Source organism: Mesorhizobium sp. M0768 (assembly GCF_040320195.1).
Classification (GTDB): domain Bacteria; phylum Pseudomonadota; class Alphaproteobacteria; order Rhizobiales; family Rhizobiaceae; genus Mesorhizobium.
Genome location: NZ_JAMYPD010000063.1, coordinates 1 through 15,910 on the forward strand (window position 1 = coordinate 1; position 15,910 = coordinate 15,910).

The following is a 15,910-nucleotide window of genomic DNA, read 5'->3' on the forward strand; positions in this document are numbered from 1 at the left end:
ATTCTAACACGCAATGATGATTGGTTGCGACCAGCCCTTGTGGACTGACGAACGAGGCGGAGCATCCGCCCAGTGATACGATCGCGTTGAGCGGGTCAGCGTCCAGACGGCCGCATGGCCGCGCCCACTTCCGCAGTCTGGCCCGGCATCCACATACCTTCGTCCGCCGACGTAGCCGTGACCGTCCAGAGCAAGGCGATGGCAGTTGCTTTGGCCAAACATTTCAAATTCGAGTTCATGCTGACTGTCGCTCTCATCTTGCCTCCTGTTCTCCGCAGATTGGATTGGTGACTATCGGGATGGCCGGAGTCCTGGCGCCCGCGCGGCGGCCAACACCGTAAACACCGAGTGGACCCGTTAACCGCAAGAGTCCTGATGGCGCTCACCTCTCATATTTGTCGCGCGCAACGTTTGCGGATCATCCGCTGCACCAATCGTGCCAAATGAATAAAGCCTTCAGTTACAAATGGTGAGCCGCCCCATCCATGTCCGATCTCCGACGTCTTTACGTAAAGGGCTCGGTGCTTCCACGCTCGTTTGCTCTTCGCCCGTCCCTCTTCCGTCTTGACTAGCAGGAGCCTACGGCCTATCTCACTGCCGCGTTAGCACTCGCTTCTGGTGAGTGCTAACCACGCTCCGGCAACGGAGAACCGTTCAACATCCGCACCAGGGAAATCCAAAAATGGCAAAGTCGAATTTCCGGCCGCTGCATGACCGCGTGGTCGTTCGCCGCGTCGAGTCCGAAGCGAAGACCGCCGGCGGGATCATCATCCCCGATACGGCTAAGGAAAAGCCGCAGGAAGGCGAGATCATCGCCATCGGTTCCGGCGCCCGTGACGAGGTCGGCAAGCTCGTCCCGCTGGACGTCAAGGCCGGCGACCGCATCCTGTTCGGCAAGTGGTCGGGCACCGAAGTCAAGCTCAATGGCGAAGACCTTCTGATCATGAAGGAAGCGGACATCATGGGCGTCATCGGCTGACACGCCGCCGCCTTTCATCCGCACCATCCAATCTGAATTTCGGGCGAAATGCCCAGGAGTAAAAAATGGCTGCCAAAGACGTAAAATTCTCCCGCGACGCTCGCGAGCGCATGCTGCGCGGCGTCAACATCCTCGCCGACGCGGTGAAGGTCACGCTCGGCCCCAAGGGCCGCAACGTCGTCATCGACAAGTCGTTCGGCGCACCGCGCATCACCAAGGACGGCGTCACCGTCGCCAAGGAAATCGAGCTTGAAGACAAGTTCGAGAACATGGGCGCGCAGATGGTTCGCGAAGTTGCTTCGAAGACCAACGACATCGCCGGCGACGGCACCACCACCGCGACCGTTCTGGCACAGTCGATCGTCCAGGAAGGCCACAAGTCGGTTGCCGCCGGCATGAACCCGATGGACCTCAAGCGCGGCATCGACCTCGCCGTCGCCGACGTCGTCGCGACGCTGATCAAGAACGCCAAGAAGATCAAGACCTCGGAAGAGGTTGCCCAGGTCGGCACCATCGCCGGCAATGGCGACGTGTCGGTCGGCTCGATGATCGCGGAAGCGATGCAGAAGGTCGGCAATGAGGGCGTCATCACCGTCGAGGAAGCAAAGACCGCCGAGACCGAGCTTGAAGTCGTTGAAGGCATGCAGTTCGACCGCGGCTATCTCTCGCCCTACTTCGTCACCAACGCCGAGAAGATGGTTGCGGATCTGGAAGACGCCTACATCCTTCTCCACGAGAAGAAGCTCTCCAACCTGCAGGCCATGCTGCCGATCCTCGAGGCTGTCGTGCAGACCTCGAAGCCGCTGGTCATCATCTCGGAAGACGTCGAAGGCGAGGCCCTGGCCACGCTGGTCGTCAACAAGCTGCGTGGCGGCCTGAAGATCGCCGCCGTCAAGGCGCCGGGCTTCGGCGATCGCCGCAAGGCCATGCTGGAAGACATCGCCATCCTCACCGGTGGCCAGGTCATTTCCGAAGACCTTGGCATCAAGCTCGAGAATGTCGGCCTCGACATGCTCGGCCGCGCCAAGAAGGTGTCGATCTCCAAGGAGAACACCACCATCGTCGACGGCGCCGGCAAGAAGGAAGAAATCCAGGCCCGCGTCGCCCAGATCAAGCAGCAGATCGAGGAGACCACCTCGGACTACGACAAGGAGAAGCTGCAGGAACGTCTCGCCAAGCTGGCGGGCGGCGTTGCCGTCATCCGCGTCGGCGGTGCGACCGAAGTGGAAGTCAAGGAAAAGAAGGACCGCGTCGATGACGCCCTCAACGCGACCCGCGCGGCCGTCGAAGAAGGCATCGTTCCCGGCGGCGGCGTCGCCCTGCTGCGCGCTTCGCTGGCCATCACCGTCACCGGCGCCAACTCCGACCAGACCGCCGGCATCGCGATCGTGCGTCGCGCGCTGCAGGCTCCGGCCCGTCAGATCGCGGCCAACGCCGGTGCGGAAGCATCGATCGTTGCCGGCAAGATCCTCGAGAACAAGGGCGCGACCTTCGGCTACAACGCCCAGACCGGCGAATATGGCGACATGATCGCCATGGGTATCGTCGATCCGGTCAAGGTCGTGCGCACGGCTCTGCAGGACGCGGCCTCGGTCGCCGGCCTGCTCGTCACCACCGAAGCCATGATCGCCGAGGCTCCGAAGAAGGAGTCGGCTGGTGGCGGCATGCCGGGTGGTATGCCCGGCGGCGGCATGGGCGGCATGGGCGGTATGGGCGGTATGGGCTTTTAAAGGTCCTCGCATCTCGACAATTTCGAAAGGGCGGCAAGGAATGCCGCCCTTTCTTCGTGCCCATTGCGCCGGTTGTCGGCGACCCGCAAGCCGGGGTATAGGGTTGTGCTTATGTTTGGACGGATACTGCCTTTTTTCCTGGGGCTGGCTTTACTGTTGGGCAGCGGCTGCGCGCGCAGCGATGATGGTGCGGTGGTTATTCCGAGATCGCTTGATGCCAGGCGATTCTTTGACAAAGAGCCGCCATCCCTGCAGCAGCCACAGATCGAAACCAGCGTGTTTCCGGTTGCGCCACAGGAGCCGGAAAGGCTCGAACCGCGCCGTGCGGCAAGTCACAAGACATCAAACAGACGTGCATCGCGGGTCGCAAGTCCTCCGCTCTCCTCTTCCGAGCCGCACAAGCTGCTTGTCTGCAAGAACGTCAGCGAGCCCGGCAAGCGGTACCGTGTGGTTTGCGAATAGGGCACTTGGTTTGGCCAGCGTTCTACGCTCAGAGGGTCGCGGCGCCTTTCCGGATGAGGTTGTCCAGAGCGCCGACCCCTTCGGCGACAGGTGGGAAAATTCACGTATCGCCGAAGGGAGATTCGTCGGCGAATTTTTGTTAATCTATAATGCGAGTAGATTTTGATTTGTACCCGCGTAGATCAAATGATTATTGCCCAGAGACGGCCTATAAGTAGGCCGTGTCGACACCCGGGATTTGCCAGCGCATCGCGCTGAAGGTCGTGTGCATGGCTTACAACGGGCTGTGCCCGATCCGCCACTGATATGGTGGTGGCGTGCCGTTGACTGCGTAGTCGCCAACGATGCGATCCTTATAGATGCGTGGGTTGTGTGACGACAGGGTACGAGCATTGCGCCAATGACGATCGAGGCCAATCGGTTTCCTGGTCGAGGACGCACCCAGCGCATCGAAGATGATCGTCGACGCTTCAAGAACCAGATTCGTAACGACCGTCACCGCTTGCGACGTCTCGAGTTCGGCGATGGCGTTGGCCTTTTCCTCCAAATCGGCATGGCCGGCGAAGTGTGCCTCGTAAGCGCGTTCGATGGCTTGCGCGACCTGCAAAACGATGGCGCCGGCCGCATAGGCATTGCTGCGAATACGGCCGACGACCTGAAGCACCTGCGGATCCTGGCTTGAGCGCGGGCCGGCAGCATTGGAGTATGAACGCTTGCGCGCGGCAACGGCGGCAGCGGTCTCGTTGGCCATCGCCCGGCCGATACCGGCGAGCGTGGCAAGATGCACCAGTTGGTAGAAGGCAGCGCCATAGCGGAACTTGTCATCGTCGACGACGACATCCTCGGGGTCGACGGTGGCATCGGTAAAGATCGTGGTGCCGCTGGCCGTGAGCGTCTGGCCAAAACCATCCCAGTCGTCGATGACATCGACGCCCGGATCGTCGCGACGCACCTGCAAGACGATGCCTTCGCCGTCAAGCCCCGTCGCGCCAACATCGATCCAGTCGGCAAACAGCGAGCCGGTGGTGTAGTATTTGGTGCCGTTGAGCACCAGCCGGTCGCCCTTCTTCGAGATGCGGGTCGAGAAGACGTCCTGTTTGGCATCACCGATCTCGGTCCAGGCATTGCCGGCGATCTCGCCGTGGGCAATGCGCTCGGTCCAGCGTTTGCGGCTCTCGCCGGCCGTCTTGTTGACGACATCCTCGACAAACCCAAAATGACCGCGCAGCGCCTGGGTGATATTGGAATCGGCCTCCGACAGTTCGATCAGGATGTTAGCCAATTCAGGCAGCGTCGGGGCAAGACCACCTTCGGCTTCGGGTATACGCAGCGCGCCCAGGCCCGCCTGTTTCAGCTGCGCAATCTCCGCCACCGGCAGTTTTTCGCGGTTAAGCTCCCGCTCGACCGCGCCGGCAGCGATCTGCGCAAATATCGGCCGCAACCGTTCGGCCAGTGTCTCATAGCGAGCGCTGGGGCCTGCACCCCAAGCATTATCGATCTGTGTCATTTTGCATTTTTCCTGGAGTTGGCTTTACCACCTGGCGCGGATGAGGCGGTCAGTGCGGTTTGGCGGCGCTGGCACCGCCCAGGTAAAAATCCTGGACATCCTCACGGGCTCGCAGTTCCTCTGCCGTTCCCGAAAGAACGACGCGACCGTTCTCAAGGATGTAGCCGTAATCGGCATAGCGAAGCGCGAGATTCGCGTTCTGCTCGGCGAGCAGGAAGCTGACGCCCTGTTCATTGTTCAGGACGCGGATTATCTCGAAGATTTCCTGCACGATGATCGGCGCGAGACCCATTGACGGCTCGTCCAGCAGAACAAGGCTCGGCTTGGTCATCAGCGCGCGGCCGATTGCCAACATCTGCTGTTCGCCCCCGGAGGTCAGGCCGGCCTTGACCTTGCGCTTCTCCTTAAGGCGCGGAAACCACGTGTAGATCCGTTCGACTTCGCGCCGCAGGTCTGCCCGGCTCGGCTTGCGGACGAAGCCGCCGGAGAGGATATTTTCTTCGACCGTCAATTGCGCAAAGCAATGGCGGCCTTCCAGCACTTGCACCACGCCTTTGGCGACGAGCCGAGACGCCGAGAGGCCGCTGACCGGCTCGCCCTGCCAGAGGATGCTGCCGCGGCTGACTTTGCCGCGCTCAGGTCCGAGCAGATTGGAAACCGCCTTCAGCGTCGTGGTCTTGCCCGCGCCATTGGCGCCAAGCAGGGCAACGATCTTGCCCTGTTCGACTGTAAGCGACACGTCGCGCACAGCCAGGATCGCCTGACCATAGAGCGCTTCCATATTCTGGATCTCAAGGAAGCTTTTTGCTGCAATGGTCATAGGCCGATCCTGTTAGTTCGGGTTGGTGTCAGTTCGTCGCAACGCGGGGCTGTATGCCCTTTTCCTTGGCGTAGGCGGCTGCCTTTGCCTTGATGACGTCTGCAAACAGCGAGGCATCTGCCTTTATCCAGTCGGTCCGGGTGTCCCAGGACTGACCGTTCCATTGGATGATCTTGGCAGCGATGGTTTCGCCTTTGTGGTTGTCGATGGAGGTTTTCAGCGCGCTGATGAGGCCTTCCGCGCCAAGCTCGGCGATCCGCTTCTGATCGATGTCGAGGTGTTCGAGCGCCCACGGGCCTTCGGCGGCGGTCAATGGCCTGTTACCGAACTTCTTATGCCCGGTGCGCAGCGCCTCGACGAAGGTGATGGCTTGGATGACGCCGTAATTGTAGTAAACCGTGCCGAACTTCGAATTGTCCTTCAGGTCGGACTTGCCCTTGTCGAGGATATTTTCCTTGAGCGTCTTCAAGATGCCGTAGTTGGTGCCCGGCGGGAAGACGGAGACGGCGAGGTAACCCTTGGCGGCAGCGCCCGCCGGGTGGGCGTCGTCTTCCGAACCGCTCCAGATATCGCCGATGATCCGATCGGCGGGGAAGCCGACGCGGGCCGCTGTCTTGATCGCCACCGGCGTCATCACGCCCCAGCCGCGCAGAAAGACCCAGTCGGCGCTTGCACGGCGGATTTGCTGCCACTGTGTCTGCTGCTGCTCGCCGGGATGCGGAACGGGGATCTGGATGTCTTCGAAGCCATATTTCTTGGCGAGGATACCGAGCGGCTCGATCGTATCGCGGCCATAGCCGCTATCGTGATAGAGCGTCGCGATCTTCAGCCCCTTGAGCTTGTCATAGCCACCCGCCTGCTGGGCGATGTAATCGACGATGATCTGGGCTTCGCTCCAGTAGTCGAATACCAATGGATACTGATAGGGAAAGACGCGACCGTCAGTGGCGATGTTCTGGCCACCGCCAGGGCTGACGATCGGGATCTTGTCGATGCGAGCCTTGTCGGTGAGTGCCACGTCGAGACCGCTCGAATGCGGATAAATTGCCGCCGTCAGCGCGCCGTTGTAGCCGTTCTTGTAGCGCTCGTAGCATTCGATGCCGCGCTCGATCGTGTAGGCCGTCTCGCATTCCTGGACCAGGATCTTGACGCCATCGACACCGCCCTCGACCTCATTGATGTAGCGGAGATAGTCGATATTGCCGGCGCCGAACGGAATGAACGATGGAGCATAGGGCCCGGTGCGGTAGGTAAACAGCGGATAGAGCTGTTGGCCAGTGCCATCTTCGGCGGAGGACGCCCTGCTCATAAGCGTGACGGCCATCGCGGCAGCGGCCGCCAGCGACATGGTCTTGGTTAACAATGACATTGTGCAACCCTTGTTTGAGTGGTTTTGAGAAAGTGACGACTGATGCTTGGGAGGAGGCGAAATACCCGGCGTCGAGGAGTTTCGTCTGTCTGAGTTCAGTTGGGTGATCGTGCTCGCGAGAGAAGGGCTTCCACGCCGCGCTTTATGAGGCTCGACAATCCATCCGGTTCCTTGATCAGCAGCACGATGATGATCGTGCCAAAGATGATGTGCTGCAGGTTTGCCAGCGCGCCCTGATCGCCGAGAAATGACAAATCGATGATCAGCGACAGCCGGTCGAGCAGGATTGGCGTCAGCACGATGAAGGCGGCACCGAGAAAGTTGCCGAAGATGGTCGCCACGCCGCCGATGATGACGATGAACAGGATCTGGAACGATTTATCGAGATTGAACGCATGTGCATCCGAGGTGCCGAGATATCCGAAGGCCCAGAGCGCGCCGGCGATACCCAGGAAAAACGAACTTATGCCGAAGGACAGCAGCTTGCGGCGCGCAACGCGGATGCCGACGACCGAGGCAGCCGTATCCATGTCGCGGATCGCCATCCATTCGCGGCCGACGCGGCTTTTGACGATAGCAAAGGCCAGCGCGATGAGCAGCGCCGTGGTTGCGATCACCAGATAGTAGCGGCCGGTGGCCGACTGGAGGTCGTAGTCGAGGATCTGCAGTCGAGGCGCCGAGATGGTCAGCGACTGGCTGTCATTCGAGAACCAGCTGAAATTCGTGAACAGCCATTCGAACAAGAACTGTGCGCCAAGGGTCGAAGCACCGAGATAGAACCCTTTGATGCGCAGCGACGGCAACCCGAAAATCACGCCGGCAATAGCAGCGATCAAACCCGCTATGATCAGAACCACTGGCAGCGGGAGAAACGGCGCACGCAGCAGCAAATTGTAGGTCGAGAAGGCGCCGATCGACATGAAGGCAGCCGAACCGATCGACACCAGCCCTGTATAGCCCATCAGCAGGTTCAGGCCGATCCCGGCAAGCCCCAGGATCACGGTTGGGATGATGATCGAACTCAGCCAGTAGTCGTCGACAATGGCCGGGACCGCGAAGGCAGCGACGAGGCCGGCAATAACGGCGATAGCGCCAACGCCAATTGTGGACTCGCGGATCGGCTTGGAGGGGTGGATTCCTCTAGGGTGGTCATGATCAGACCCTTTCGATTTCGCGGTCGCCGAACAGGCCGGCCGGACGAATGAGCAGGAATCCGATGGCGAGGATGTAGGCAAACCAGGTGGAAACGCTGCCATTGATCAGCGGGCCGATATAGATGTCGGCCAACGCCTCGGTCGCGCCGACAAGCAGGCCGCCGACGATGGCGCCTGGAATGGAGGAGAAGCCGCCGATGATCAGCACCGGCAGCGCCTTGAGTGTCACAAGCGACAGCGAATATTGCACGCCCTGGCGCGATCCCCAGACAAGGCCGGCGACCAGGGCCACGATGCCGGCGACGCTCCAGACGATGCGCCAGATGACAGGCAGCCGGATGCCGATCGACTGCGCCGCGAGCGTGTCGTCGGCCACCGCGCGAAGCCAGATGCCCATGCGCGTCTTGTTGAATGCGGTAGCCAGCGTGGCAACCAGCGTCAGCGCGATCAACGAGGCAATGATATCGAACTGGCTGACATAGATGCCGCCGACCTGTATGGCGACATCGGGGATGCTCAGATCGAGCATGTGAACATCCATGCCCATCAGTAGTTGGGCAAAGCCCTCAATGACATAGCTCAATCCCAAAGTGGCCATGAACAGGGTCAACGGATCGCGATTTCGCAAGGGCCGCAGCACTAGGCATTCGATCAGTATCGCGATCACCACCATGACAAGAGATGTGAGGATGAAGGCCAGGGCGAATGGCATGCCTTTCTCGGTCAGGGTGACGAAGGTCAGCGCCGAAAACAGCAGCATCGCCCCTTGCGCGAAATTGAAGACTCCGGATGCCTTGTAGATGAGCACGAAGCCGATCGCGACGAGTGAGTACATCACTCCGGCAAACAGACCGCTGACCAATGTTTCAAAGAAATAGGCCATGAGTTCCTCAGTGAACCGTGCCGAGATAGGCGGCTATCACGTCGGGGTTCTTGCGTACCTCGTCGGGGGCCCCGTCTGCGAGCTTGCGGCCGTAGTCGAGAACCACCACGTGGCTGGCGAGGTTGAGCACAATGCCGACATCGTGCTCGATCAGCACCACAGTCGAGCCGAAGACGCGATTGACCTCGCGTATGACGCGGCTCATCTCCTGCTTCTCTTCCTGATTCATGCCGGCCATCGGTTCGTCGAGCAGCAGCAGCTTGGGGCCGGAGACCAATGCCCGGGCGAGATCAACGCGTTTCTGCAGCCCGTAAGGAAGTGTCGAAACTACGCTTTCGGCATGACGGTCGAGCTGGAGGAAAGACATCGTACGCTCAGCGTGGGCAAGGAAGCCGCGGCGCTCGGCGCCGTCCCTGCCCAGCCGGAAGATGTTTTCGACGAAGCTGGCGGTGCCATGACGAGAAAGACCGGCCAGCACGTTTTGGCGCACTGACAGGCGGCGGAATAACCCATTGTGCTGGAAGGTCCGGCCGATGCCGAGATGGGCTGCCTTCTGAGGATGAATCGCCTCGAAGCGCAACCCGTCGAAGACAATGTCGCCGGCGTCGGCGCGATAGACGCCGTTGATGACATTGAGAAGCGAACTTTTGCCGGCGCCATTCGGGCCGATCAAGGCGCAAATTTCACCCTTGGCGACGCTGAAACTCAGCGCATTCAGGGCTCGTACGCCCTTGAAGGACAGCGACACGTCGTGGAGCTCCAGCACGCCGGTCATCACGCATTCACGGATTTCAGACGGGGCCCCGAAACACGATCGGCTTCGCGACGCTTGACGGCCTCGATGTCACGGTAGCCATCGGCGGGATGCGTCGCAGGAAGATAGGGCCCTTCGCCGAACAGCTTTTCGCGCAACGTGCCGGGCTTGTAGGCGGTGGGATAGACGCGGCGCTTCTGCAATTCCGGCACCAGCAGGTCGACGGCGGCCTCGAAGCTTTCGGGCGTCACCGCATAAGCAAGGTTGAAGCCGTCGACCCCGGCTTCATCGACCCATTCCTGCAGGATATCGGCGATGGTGCCGGGCGAACCGACGAAGACCGGCCCGACGCCGCCGATGCCGCCCCATTTCGCCAGTTCCTCGACGGTCCAGGCTTTATCCTTGCCGGCGAAATGCTCGACCATCGAAACGATCGCATTGGTCTCGACCTTCTTGAGCGCGTCGGTCGGCGCATATTGGCCGAAGTCGATGCCGCTCCAGCCCGACATGAACACCAGCGATCCGTCATAGGACGTATAGCTCTGATACTCCTCGAAACGCTTCTGGGCCTTTTCATCCGTTTCATCGATGATCAGCGTGGTGAGGTTGTAGATCAGAACATTCTTCGGATTGCGGCCCGCGGCGGCGGCCTTTTTGGCGGATTTCGGAAACATAGGCGTTGAGCAGCGATTTGGTTGGCGCGCCGACGAAGACGCACTCGGCATGCGCAGCGGCGAAGGCCTTGCCGGGACCCGAGGCGCCCGCCTGATAGAGAACCGGAGTGCGCTGCGGCGACGGCTCCGATAGATGGTAGCCAGGCACCTCGAAGAATTTGCCCTTGTGGCCGATCTCGTGGACCTTGCTGGGGTCGGTGAAGATGCCGCGGACCGGATCACGCTGCACCGCGCCCTCTTCCCAACTGCCTTCGAACAGCTTGTACAGCACCTCCACATATTCGGCCGCGACCTCGTAACGGTTGTCATGGCTTTTCAAACCGGCCTGGCCGACGTTCTTGGCGCCACTTTCGAGATATGAGGTAACGATGTTCCAGCCGACGCGACCCTTGGTGTGGTGGTCGGCAGTCGAAAGGCGGCGGGCGAATGTGTAAGGGTGCTCGAACGAGGTCGAAGCAGTAATGCCAATGCCGAGATGTTCGGTGGCAAGCGCGATCGGCGCGGCCAACTGCAGGGGATCATTGACCGGGATCTGCGCCGCCTGCTCGATGGCGTGGTAATTCGAGCCCTTGTAAACATCGTAGTAGCCGATGACGTCTGCGATGAATATGCCGTCGAAAATACCGCGTTCCAGAGTTCGAGCCAAATCTTGCCAGTAGTCCAGATCCTTGTATTTCCACGACTGATCGCGCGGATGCTTCCAGAGACCCGGAGATTGATGGCCAACACAATTCATGTCGAAAGCGTTGAAGCGAATACGACGACCCATCCGTCACTCCTTTGATAGCCCTGCCGGGCGACTGCAGAGGACACTACCGACATATCCACATCGGCTGACGCTTTGCGTCCGGAATATGAGGTTTTCCGCAGACACGGCCAGGCCCGCACTCAAAGCGAATGAGCATGGAGAGATAACAGTCCGGGATGCGCTTCCTGCAGACGTTTCGTTCCTGCGTGACGCACTGGCCAATGGAGAATTTTTCCGGGCTACCGACTTTCGCGCAGAAGGATTTCTCATCGTTTCCAGATTAGGAGCCTGTGCGCGCAAGCGTTTTGTGTTGATTTTGGTTGATCTTTTTGGCTTTCCGGCAAGGTGCGCAAGGCCGGCAGCAGCAACGTCGTCGGCTGTGGTATGTGGCGCTCTCGTGTGAGCGTCAGCGGTGTTTTGGCTGCTATCCAGCCATAGCGATGATCTTCAAACTGCGTTTCATATTATAGGCGATGGCAGTGAGGGATCGTGTCCCAGGGAGTAGATGCTATGGGGCGAGCGGCGAGGGTGTGGCATCCTTCGCTGTTTCAACCACCATCAGAAGGAGGCGTCCCATGTCGCAATCTTTTGACGCGAGCCGGTCCCTTACCGCTCTTAAACAGGATAACACGATCATCGCCGTCATCGAAATGAGCAAAGCGAAGTGGCTCGTCGCCGCGCTTATTCCAGGTCTCAAGCGCCAGCCCCTCAAGAAGATCGATGCCATCGCGCCAGCACTGTTGAAGCTGCTACAGCGCTGGCGCGACGAAGCCGGCCGGGCCGGGCACACGGTCCAGCGGATCGCCGTCGCCTATGAGGCGGCCGGCGACGGCTTCTGGCTGGCGCGCTGGTTGCGGGCGCACGGCATCGAGGCCTATGCCATCCATCCCTCGAGCAAGGCCTCCTCGCGCTTTACGGCTTCAATGTCGCGGAAGCGGTCGGCCCCCTCCTCGCAGCTTCCTCGAACAGCTTGTAGAGAACCTCCACATATTCTGTCGCCACATCGTAGCGATTGTCATACGACCGCAGGCCAGCTTGTCCGACATTCTTTGGGCCACTTTCGAGGTAAGACGTGATGACATTCTAGCCGACGCGCCCCTTAGGGTGATGATCCGCAGTCGAAAGGCGGCATGCGAATGTTAGGGATGCTCGAGCTTGTGGAGTCGGCAATGCCTTTACCGAGATGCTGCACGAACCCAACAAGCTCACGATGATCCATATGCGCCGTGATGATAGATCAGCGCCGGGCCGGGCTCTCCGCTCACTACATGCCGAACGCTGCCGAGGATCAGCGCGTGGCTGTGGCGAATAATAGTGTCCTCAACCGTGCAGTCGACGGCGGCAAGCGCCTCGTCGAGTGCCAGTGCACCGCTTGCAAGGCTGGACCAGCGAGCGCCCTCGTAGCGCGCCGACCCCTTCAGGCCACCGCGCCCGGCAAAGCGGTCGGCAATCGCGATTTGGTGGGCACGCAGCACATTCACGCAGAAATGCCGATGCCGGCTGATGGCAGCCCAGGTAGACGAGTTCAGGTTGATGCTCACAACCATCACCTCTGGTTCGACGGATAGGGAATGGGCGGTGGTAACGGTTGCGCCCGTCCGTTCGTCACCAACACCTGCGGTCACTACGGAGACAGCTCCGGCCAAGTGTCGCATCGCAAATTTCAGGGGAATCCGGGTTTCCACTAGGGGAACGCGTTTGGTCAGTGTCATCTGGATAGCCTCATCGTGTTTGCAGCTTCACGACGCCTTGCGACGCAACGCCGTTTGGTATCCCAACCATTGGTGAATTTCGACGGCGATGCTCTCGGCATGCGCGGTGACTTCAGGGATGCCCATCAGCTCGCCGACGCTGCCGCGCGCCAGTGGCCCGCTGACGAAAATATTGTCGGTCGGATTGCCTGACGCGCTGACCGCGCGGCCCTGCCTGTCGGTCTCCAGACCGAGACCGGTCGGGTCAAGATGGACCAAGCCCAGATGTCCAAGGGTGGCAATCGCCGTGTTGGTGCGAAGTATATCGGCATGCGCCGGGCCAGTCGTCACGATCACGCTGTGGAACGCTTCGACGATGAGGTTGTGTTGGCGCCGTGGCCGCTGCGTGACGCGGATACGCCCGTCGGCTTCTTCGGCCTTGACAATCGATGCGGCGCGATAAGCGAGCGTGCCCTCGGCAAGGCGGCGATCCAGCACGGCCGCGACCTGTGGCGCGACGCGGAAACGATGCACGTCCCAGAGCGCGCGAAGATGGCGCACCACGCGGCGCTGCTCGGCGAGCGGCAAGGCCTGCCAGATGAACTGCCCCTGACGCCGGACAGCGTCGAGGACGGGATACCAGTCTTCACCTTGTTGCGTCGCTGCCGCGATCGTAGCCCGGATGTGCCTGAGCAGCACCGTGGCGCTGCGCGAAGGCCGGCTGGTGAAGTCGCCGACCGGGTCGCCCTGCATCGCTGCCTGCACACGCGAGCGATAGCCATGGCGCGACAGTGCGACGATGCGGCCGCGATGTCCCCTGCGATCGAGCGTGGCGATGACGTCCGCCGAAGTCAGCCCGGTGCCGACGATGAGAACGTGGTCATCGCGGCCGATCGCCTGCAGTCGTTCGAGATCGTAGGGATTGGTCACCAACCCGGCGACGGCGGCCACACTGCGCAGCTGCGCAGGCAGTGCCGGCAATGGATGCGTCGCCGCGATCACCACAGCCTCGGCGGCGAGCGTTGCGCCATCGGACAGGACCAGCCGGTAGCCCTCGCCACTGCGCTCGACCGAAGCAACCTCGGCCCTGACATGGCGGACCGCTTTGCTTTGCAGGAAGGGCTGCAGGTGGGATTCGACATAGCGACCGAAGACCCGACGCTGCGGATAGATCGCACCGCTGGCGGCGACCGCCTCCATGTCGTCCATAATAGCGCCGGTCTGCTCCAGCCAGTTGCAAAAATGGCCGTCCTCACCTGAGATCAGCGTCATTCTGGATGCCCGCACGTTGATGCGGTGCGAGGGATCGGCCGTCGAATAAGCCAGACCATAGCCGAGCGCCTCGCGCGGTTCGACGACAACGATATCGGCCGTGCCGGTCGGCAAAAGCCGCGCCAGGTGAAAGGCGGTTGCGGCACCGGAAAAGCCGCCACCGACAATGGCAACCGCCGGTTTGCTGACCATGTGGGAAGCGCTCAAGACTGGCTCGCGCGCAGCGCCGACGGTCGATGATCGCCGGCCACCGTTTCGCCGAAGGGGCCCATGTTGACGGCCGTCTGCCGCGTCGAGATTTCGTGATCGAGCGGCAACAGCGGCAGCACCAGTTCGCCGAAGCGATAGGCTTCCTCCAGATGCGGATAGCCGGACAGGATGAAGGTATCGATGCCGATGCGCCGGTATTCGTCGATGCGCTCCGCCACCGTCGCCGCATCGCCGACCAGAGCGGTGCCGGCGCCGCCGCGCACCAGGCCGACACCGGCCCACAGATTCGGACTGATTTCGAGTTTGTCGCGACGGCCGCCATGCAGCCGGCTCATGCGCGACTGGCCGACGGAATCCATGCGCGCGAAAACCTTCTGCGCCTCGGCGATCGTCTTGTCGTCCAGGCGGCTGATCAGGCGGTCGGCATCGGCCCAGGCTTCGTCATTGGTTTCGCGAACGATGACATGCAGCCTGATGCCGAAACTCACCTGGCGTCCGGCCTTCTCGGCAAGGCCGCGCACATGGTCGACCTTGGCGGCGACGTCAGCCGGCGGTTCGCCCCAGGTGAGGTATTTGTCGATCTGCTCGGCGGCGACCGCATTGGCCGCCTCCGACGAGCCACCGAAATACAGCGGCGGATGCGGGGTCTGCACAGGCGGGAACAGCAGCCTTCCGTCCTCGATGCGGAAGTGCTTGCCTTCGAAGGCAATGGTCTCGCCGCTGAGCACGGCCTTGTAGATATCGAGAAACTCCCGCGTCACCTCATAGCGCTCATCATGGCTGAGGAAGATGCCGTCGCCCTTGTTCTCGACCGGGTCACCGCCGGTGACCACGTTGATAAGCAGGCGCCCGCCGGAAATGCGGTCGAGCGTCGAGGTCATCCGCGCGGCAAGCGTCGGCGATTGCAGGCCCGGCCGCACCGCAACGAGGAAGCGGAGCCGCTGCGTCAACGGCGCCAGCGCCGACGCCACGACCCAGCTGTCCTCGCAGCTTCGGCCGGTCGGCAGCAGCGCGCCGTAATAGCCGATGGCGTCGGCGGCCTTGGCGACCTGGGTCAGATAGGGCAGGTCGACCGCCCTGCCCCCCTCGGAGGTGCCGAGATAGCGGCTGTCGCCATGGGTCGGGAGAAACCACAGGACCTTGATCCTGTCGGGGATGGCAGTGCTCATGAACAGTCCTTTGTGACTTTACGGCGTTCTCGCTCAGCTCCAGGCGTGGAGCGGCGGATTGACGTCGTTCAGGTAATAGTTGCCGAGGATCGCGTATTTCCAGCGCACCGGATCGTGCAGCGTGTGGGTTCGGGCATTGCGCCAGTGCCGGTCGAGATTGTGCTCGGCCAGTGTGGATCGCGTGCCGGCGAGTTCGAACAATTTGTTGGTGGCGTTGATGGCGATCTCGGTGGTGAGGATCTTGGATTCGGCAACCGCGATCTGCGCTTCCGCGACGGTCTTATCGTTCGGATCGGCCACGGCGCGGTCGACCGCCAGCCCTGCCTTGTCCAGAACGGCCTGCGCCGCATTGGCCCGCAGGCGAAGGTCACCGACGGCCTGGATAGTGTAGGGATCCTGCCAGGCATGATCGACGCCGCTGTCGATCCACGCGCGCGACTTGGTGCGCACGAAGCTGACGGTTTCGTCGATCGCCGCGTTGGCGATGC

The 15,910-nt window shown here is 61.4% G+C and carries 14 protein-coding genes and 2 pseudogenes; 2 read left to right on the forward strand and 14 right to left on the reverse strand.

Annotated elements, in window-relative coordinates; genetic code table 11:
- A partial coding sequence (locus tag NKI08_RS33680; RefSeq protein WP_352775697.1) for a S46 family peptidase occupies nt 1–205 on the reverse strand: 205 nt, incomplete at its 3' end.
- Between the two features lie 477 nt (nt 206–682).
- Here NKI08_RS33680 and groES point away from each other — a divergent pair.
- Both groES and groL read left to right on the forward strand, forming a co-directional pair.
- Complete coding sequence (gene groES / locus NKI08_RS33685; RefSeq protein ID WP_352453535.1) at nt 683–979, forward strand: co-chaperone GroES; 297 nt, start codon at nt 683–685, stop codon at nt 977–979.
- A 65-nt stretch (nt 980–1,044) separates the two neighbouring features.
- A complete protein-coding gene (gene groL / locus NKI08_RS33690; RefSeq protein ID WP_352775666.1) occupies nt 1,045–2,709 on the forward strand; it encodes a chaperonin GroEL in 1,665 nt (554 codons plus the stop codon).
- A 736-nt stretch (nt 2,710–3,445) separates the two neighbouring features.
- On the opposite strand, the gene NKI08_RS33695 is transcribed toward groL, so the two are convergent.
- The 13 genes and pseudogenes from NKI08_RS33695 to NKI08_RS33755 form a co-directional block, all read right to left on the reverse strand.
- Complete coding sequence (locus NKI08_RS33695; protein ID WP_352775669.1) at nt 3,446–4,678, reverse strand: acyl-CoA dehydrogenase family protein; 1,233 nt, start codon at nt 4,676–4,678, stop codon at nt 3,446–3,448.
- Between the two features lie 49 nt (nt 4,679–4,727).
- Nucleotides 4,728–5,498, reverse strand: coding sequence for an ABC transporter ATP-binding protein (locus NKI08_RS33700; protein ID WP_352775672.1), 771 nt, complete (start codon nt 5,496–5,498; stop codon nt 4,728–4,730).
- A gap of 28 nt (nt 5,499–5,526) precedes the next feature.
- Complete coding sequence (locus NKI08_RS33705) at nt 5,527–6,867, reverse strand: ABC transporter substrate-binding protein (RefSeq protein ID WP_352775675.1); 1,341 nt, start codon at nt 6,865–6,867, stop codon at nt 5,527–5,529.
- Between the two features lie 95 nt (nt 6,868–6,962).
- Complete coding sequence (locus NKI08_RS33710; protein ID WP_352775700.1) at nt 6,963–8,003, reverse strand: branched-chain amino acid ABC transporter permease; 1,041 nt, start codon at nt 8,001–8,003, stop codon at nt 6,963–6,965.
- A gap of 19 nt (nt 8,004–8,022) precedes the next feature.
- On the reverse strand, nt 8,023–8,904 hold the full coding sequence (locus NKI08_RS33715; protein ID WP_352775678.1) for a branched-chain amino acid ABC transporter permease: 882 nt from the start codon (nt 8,902–8,904) through the stop codon (nt 8,023–8,025).
- Nucleotides 8,905–8,911: 7 nt separating this feature from the next.
- A complete protein-coding gene (locus NKI08_RS33720) occupies nt 8,912–9,679 on the reverse strand; it encodes an ABC transporter ATP-binding protein (RefSeq protein WP_352775681.1) in 768 nt (255 codons plus the stop codon).
- Nucleotides 9,679–11,101: pseudogene (locus NKI08_RS33725) on the reverse strand (LLM class flavin-dependent oxidoreductase). Before NKI08_RS33725 ends, NKI08_RS33720 begins: the two are co-directional and overlap by 1 nt.
- 728 nt (nt 11,102–11,829) lie before the next feature.
- A complete protein-coding gene (locus tag NKI08_RS33730) occupies nt 11,830–11,967 on the reverse strand; it encodes a hypothetical protein (RefSeq protein WP_352775684.1) in 138 nt (45 codons plus the stop codon).
- A gap of 73 nt (nt 11,968–12,040) precedes the next feature.
- Nucleotides 12,041–12,269, reverse strand: a pseudogene (locus NKI08_RS33735) (5,10-methylene tetrahydromethanopterin reductase); the annotation flags it as partial.
- 16 nt (nt 12,270–12,285) lie between these two features.
- Nucleotides 12,286–12,792, reverse strand: a complete 507-nt coding sequence (locus NKI08_RS33740; protein ID WP_352775687.1) for a flavin reductase family protein — start codon at nt 12,790–12,792, stop codon at nt 12,286–12,288.
- Nucleotides 12,793–12,819: 27 nt separating this feature from the next.
- Complete coding sequence (locus NKI08_RS33745; protein WP_352775689.1) at nt 12,820–14,250, reverse strand: FAD/NAD(P)-binding protein; 1,431 nt, start codon at nt 14,248–14,250, stop codon at nt 12,820–12,822.
- Nucleotides 14,247–15,422, reverse strand: coding sequence for an FMNH2-dependent alkanesulfonate monooxygenase (gene ssuD / locus NKI08_RS33750; RefSeq protein ID WP_352775692.1), 1,176 nt, complete (start codon nt 15,420–15,422; stop codon nt 14,247–14,249). Before ssuD ends, NKI08_RS33745 begins: the two co-directional genes overlap by 4 nt.
- A gap of 33 nt (nt 15,423–15,455) precedes the next feature.
- Nucleotides 15,456–15,910: acyl-CoA dehydrogenase family protein (locus NKI08_RS33755; protein WP_352775695.1), on the reverse strand; the 455-nt coding region annotated here is incomplete at its 5' end.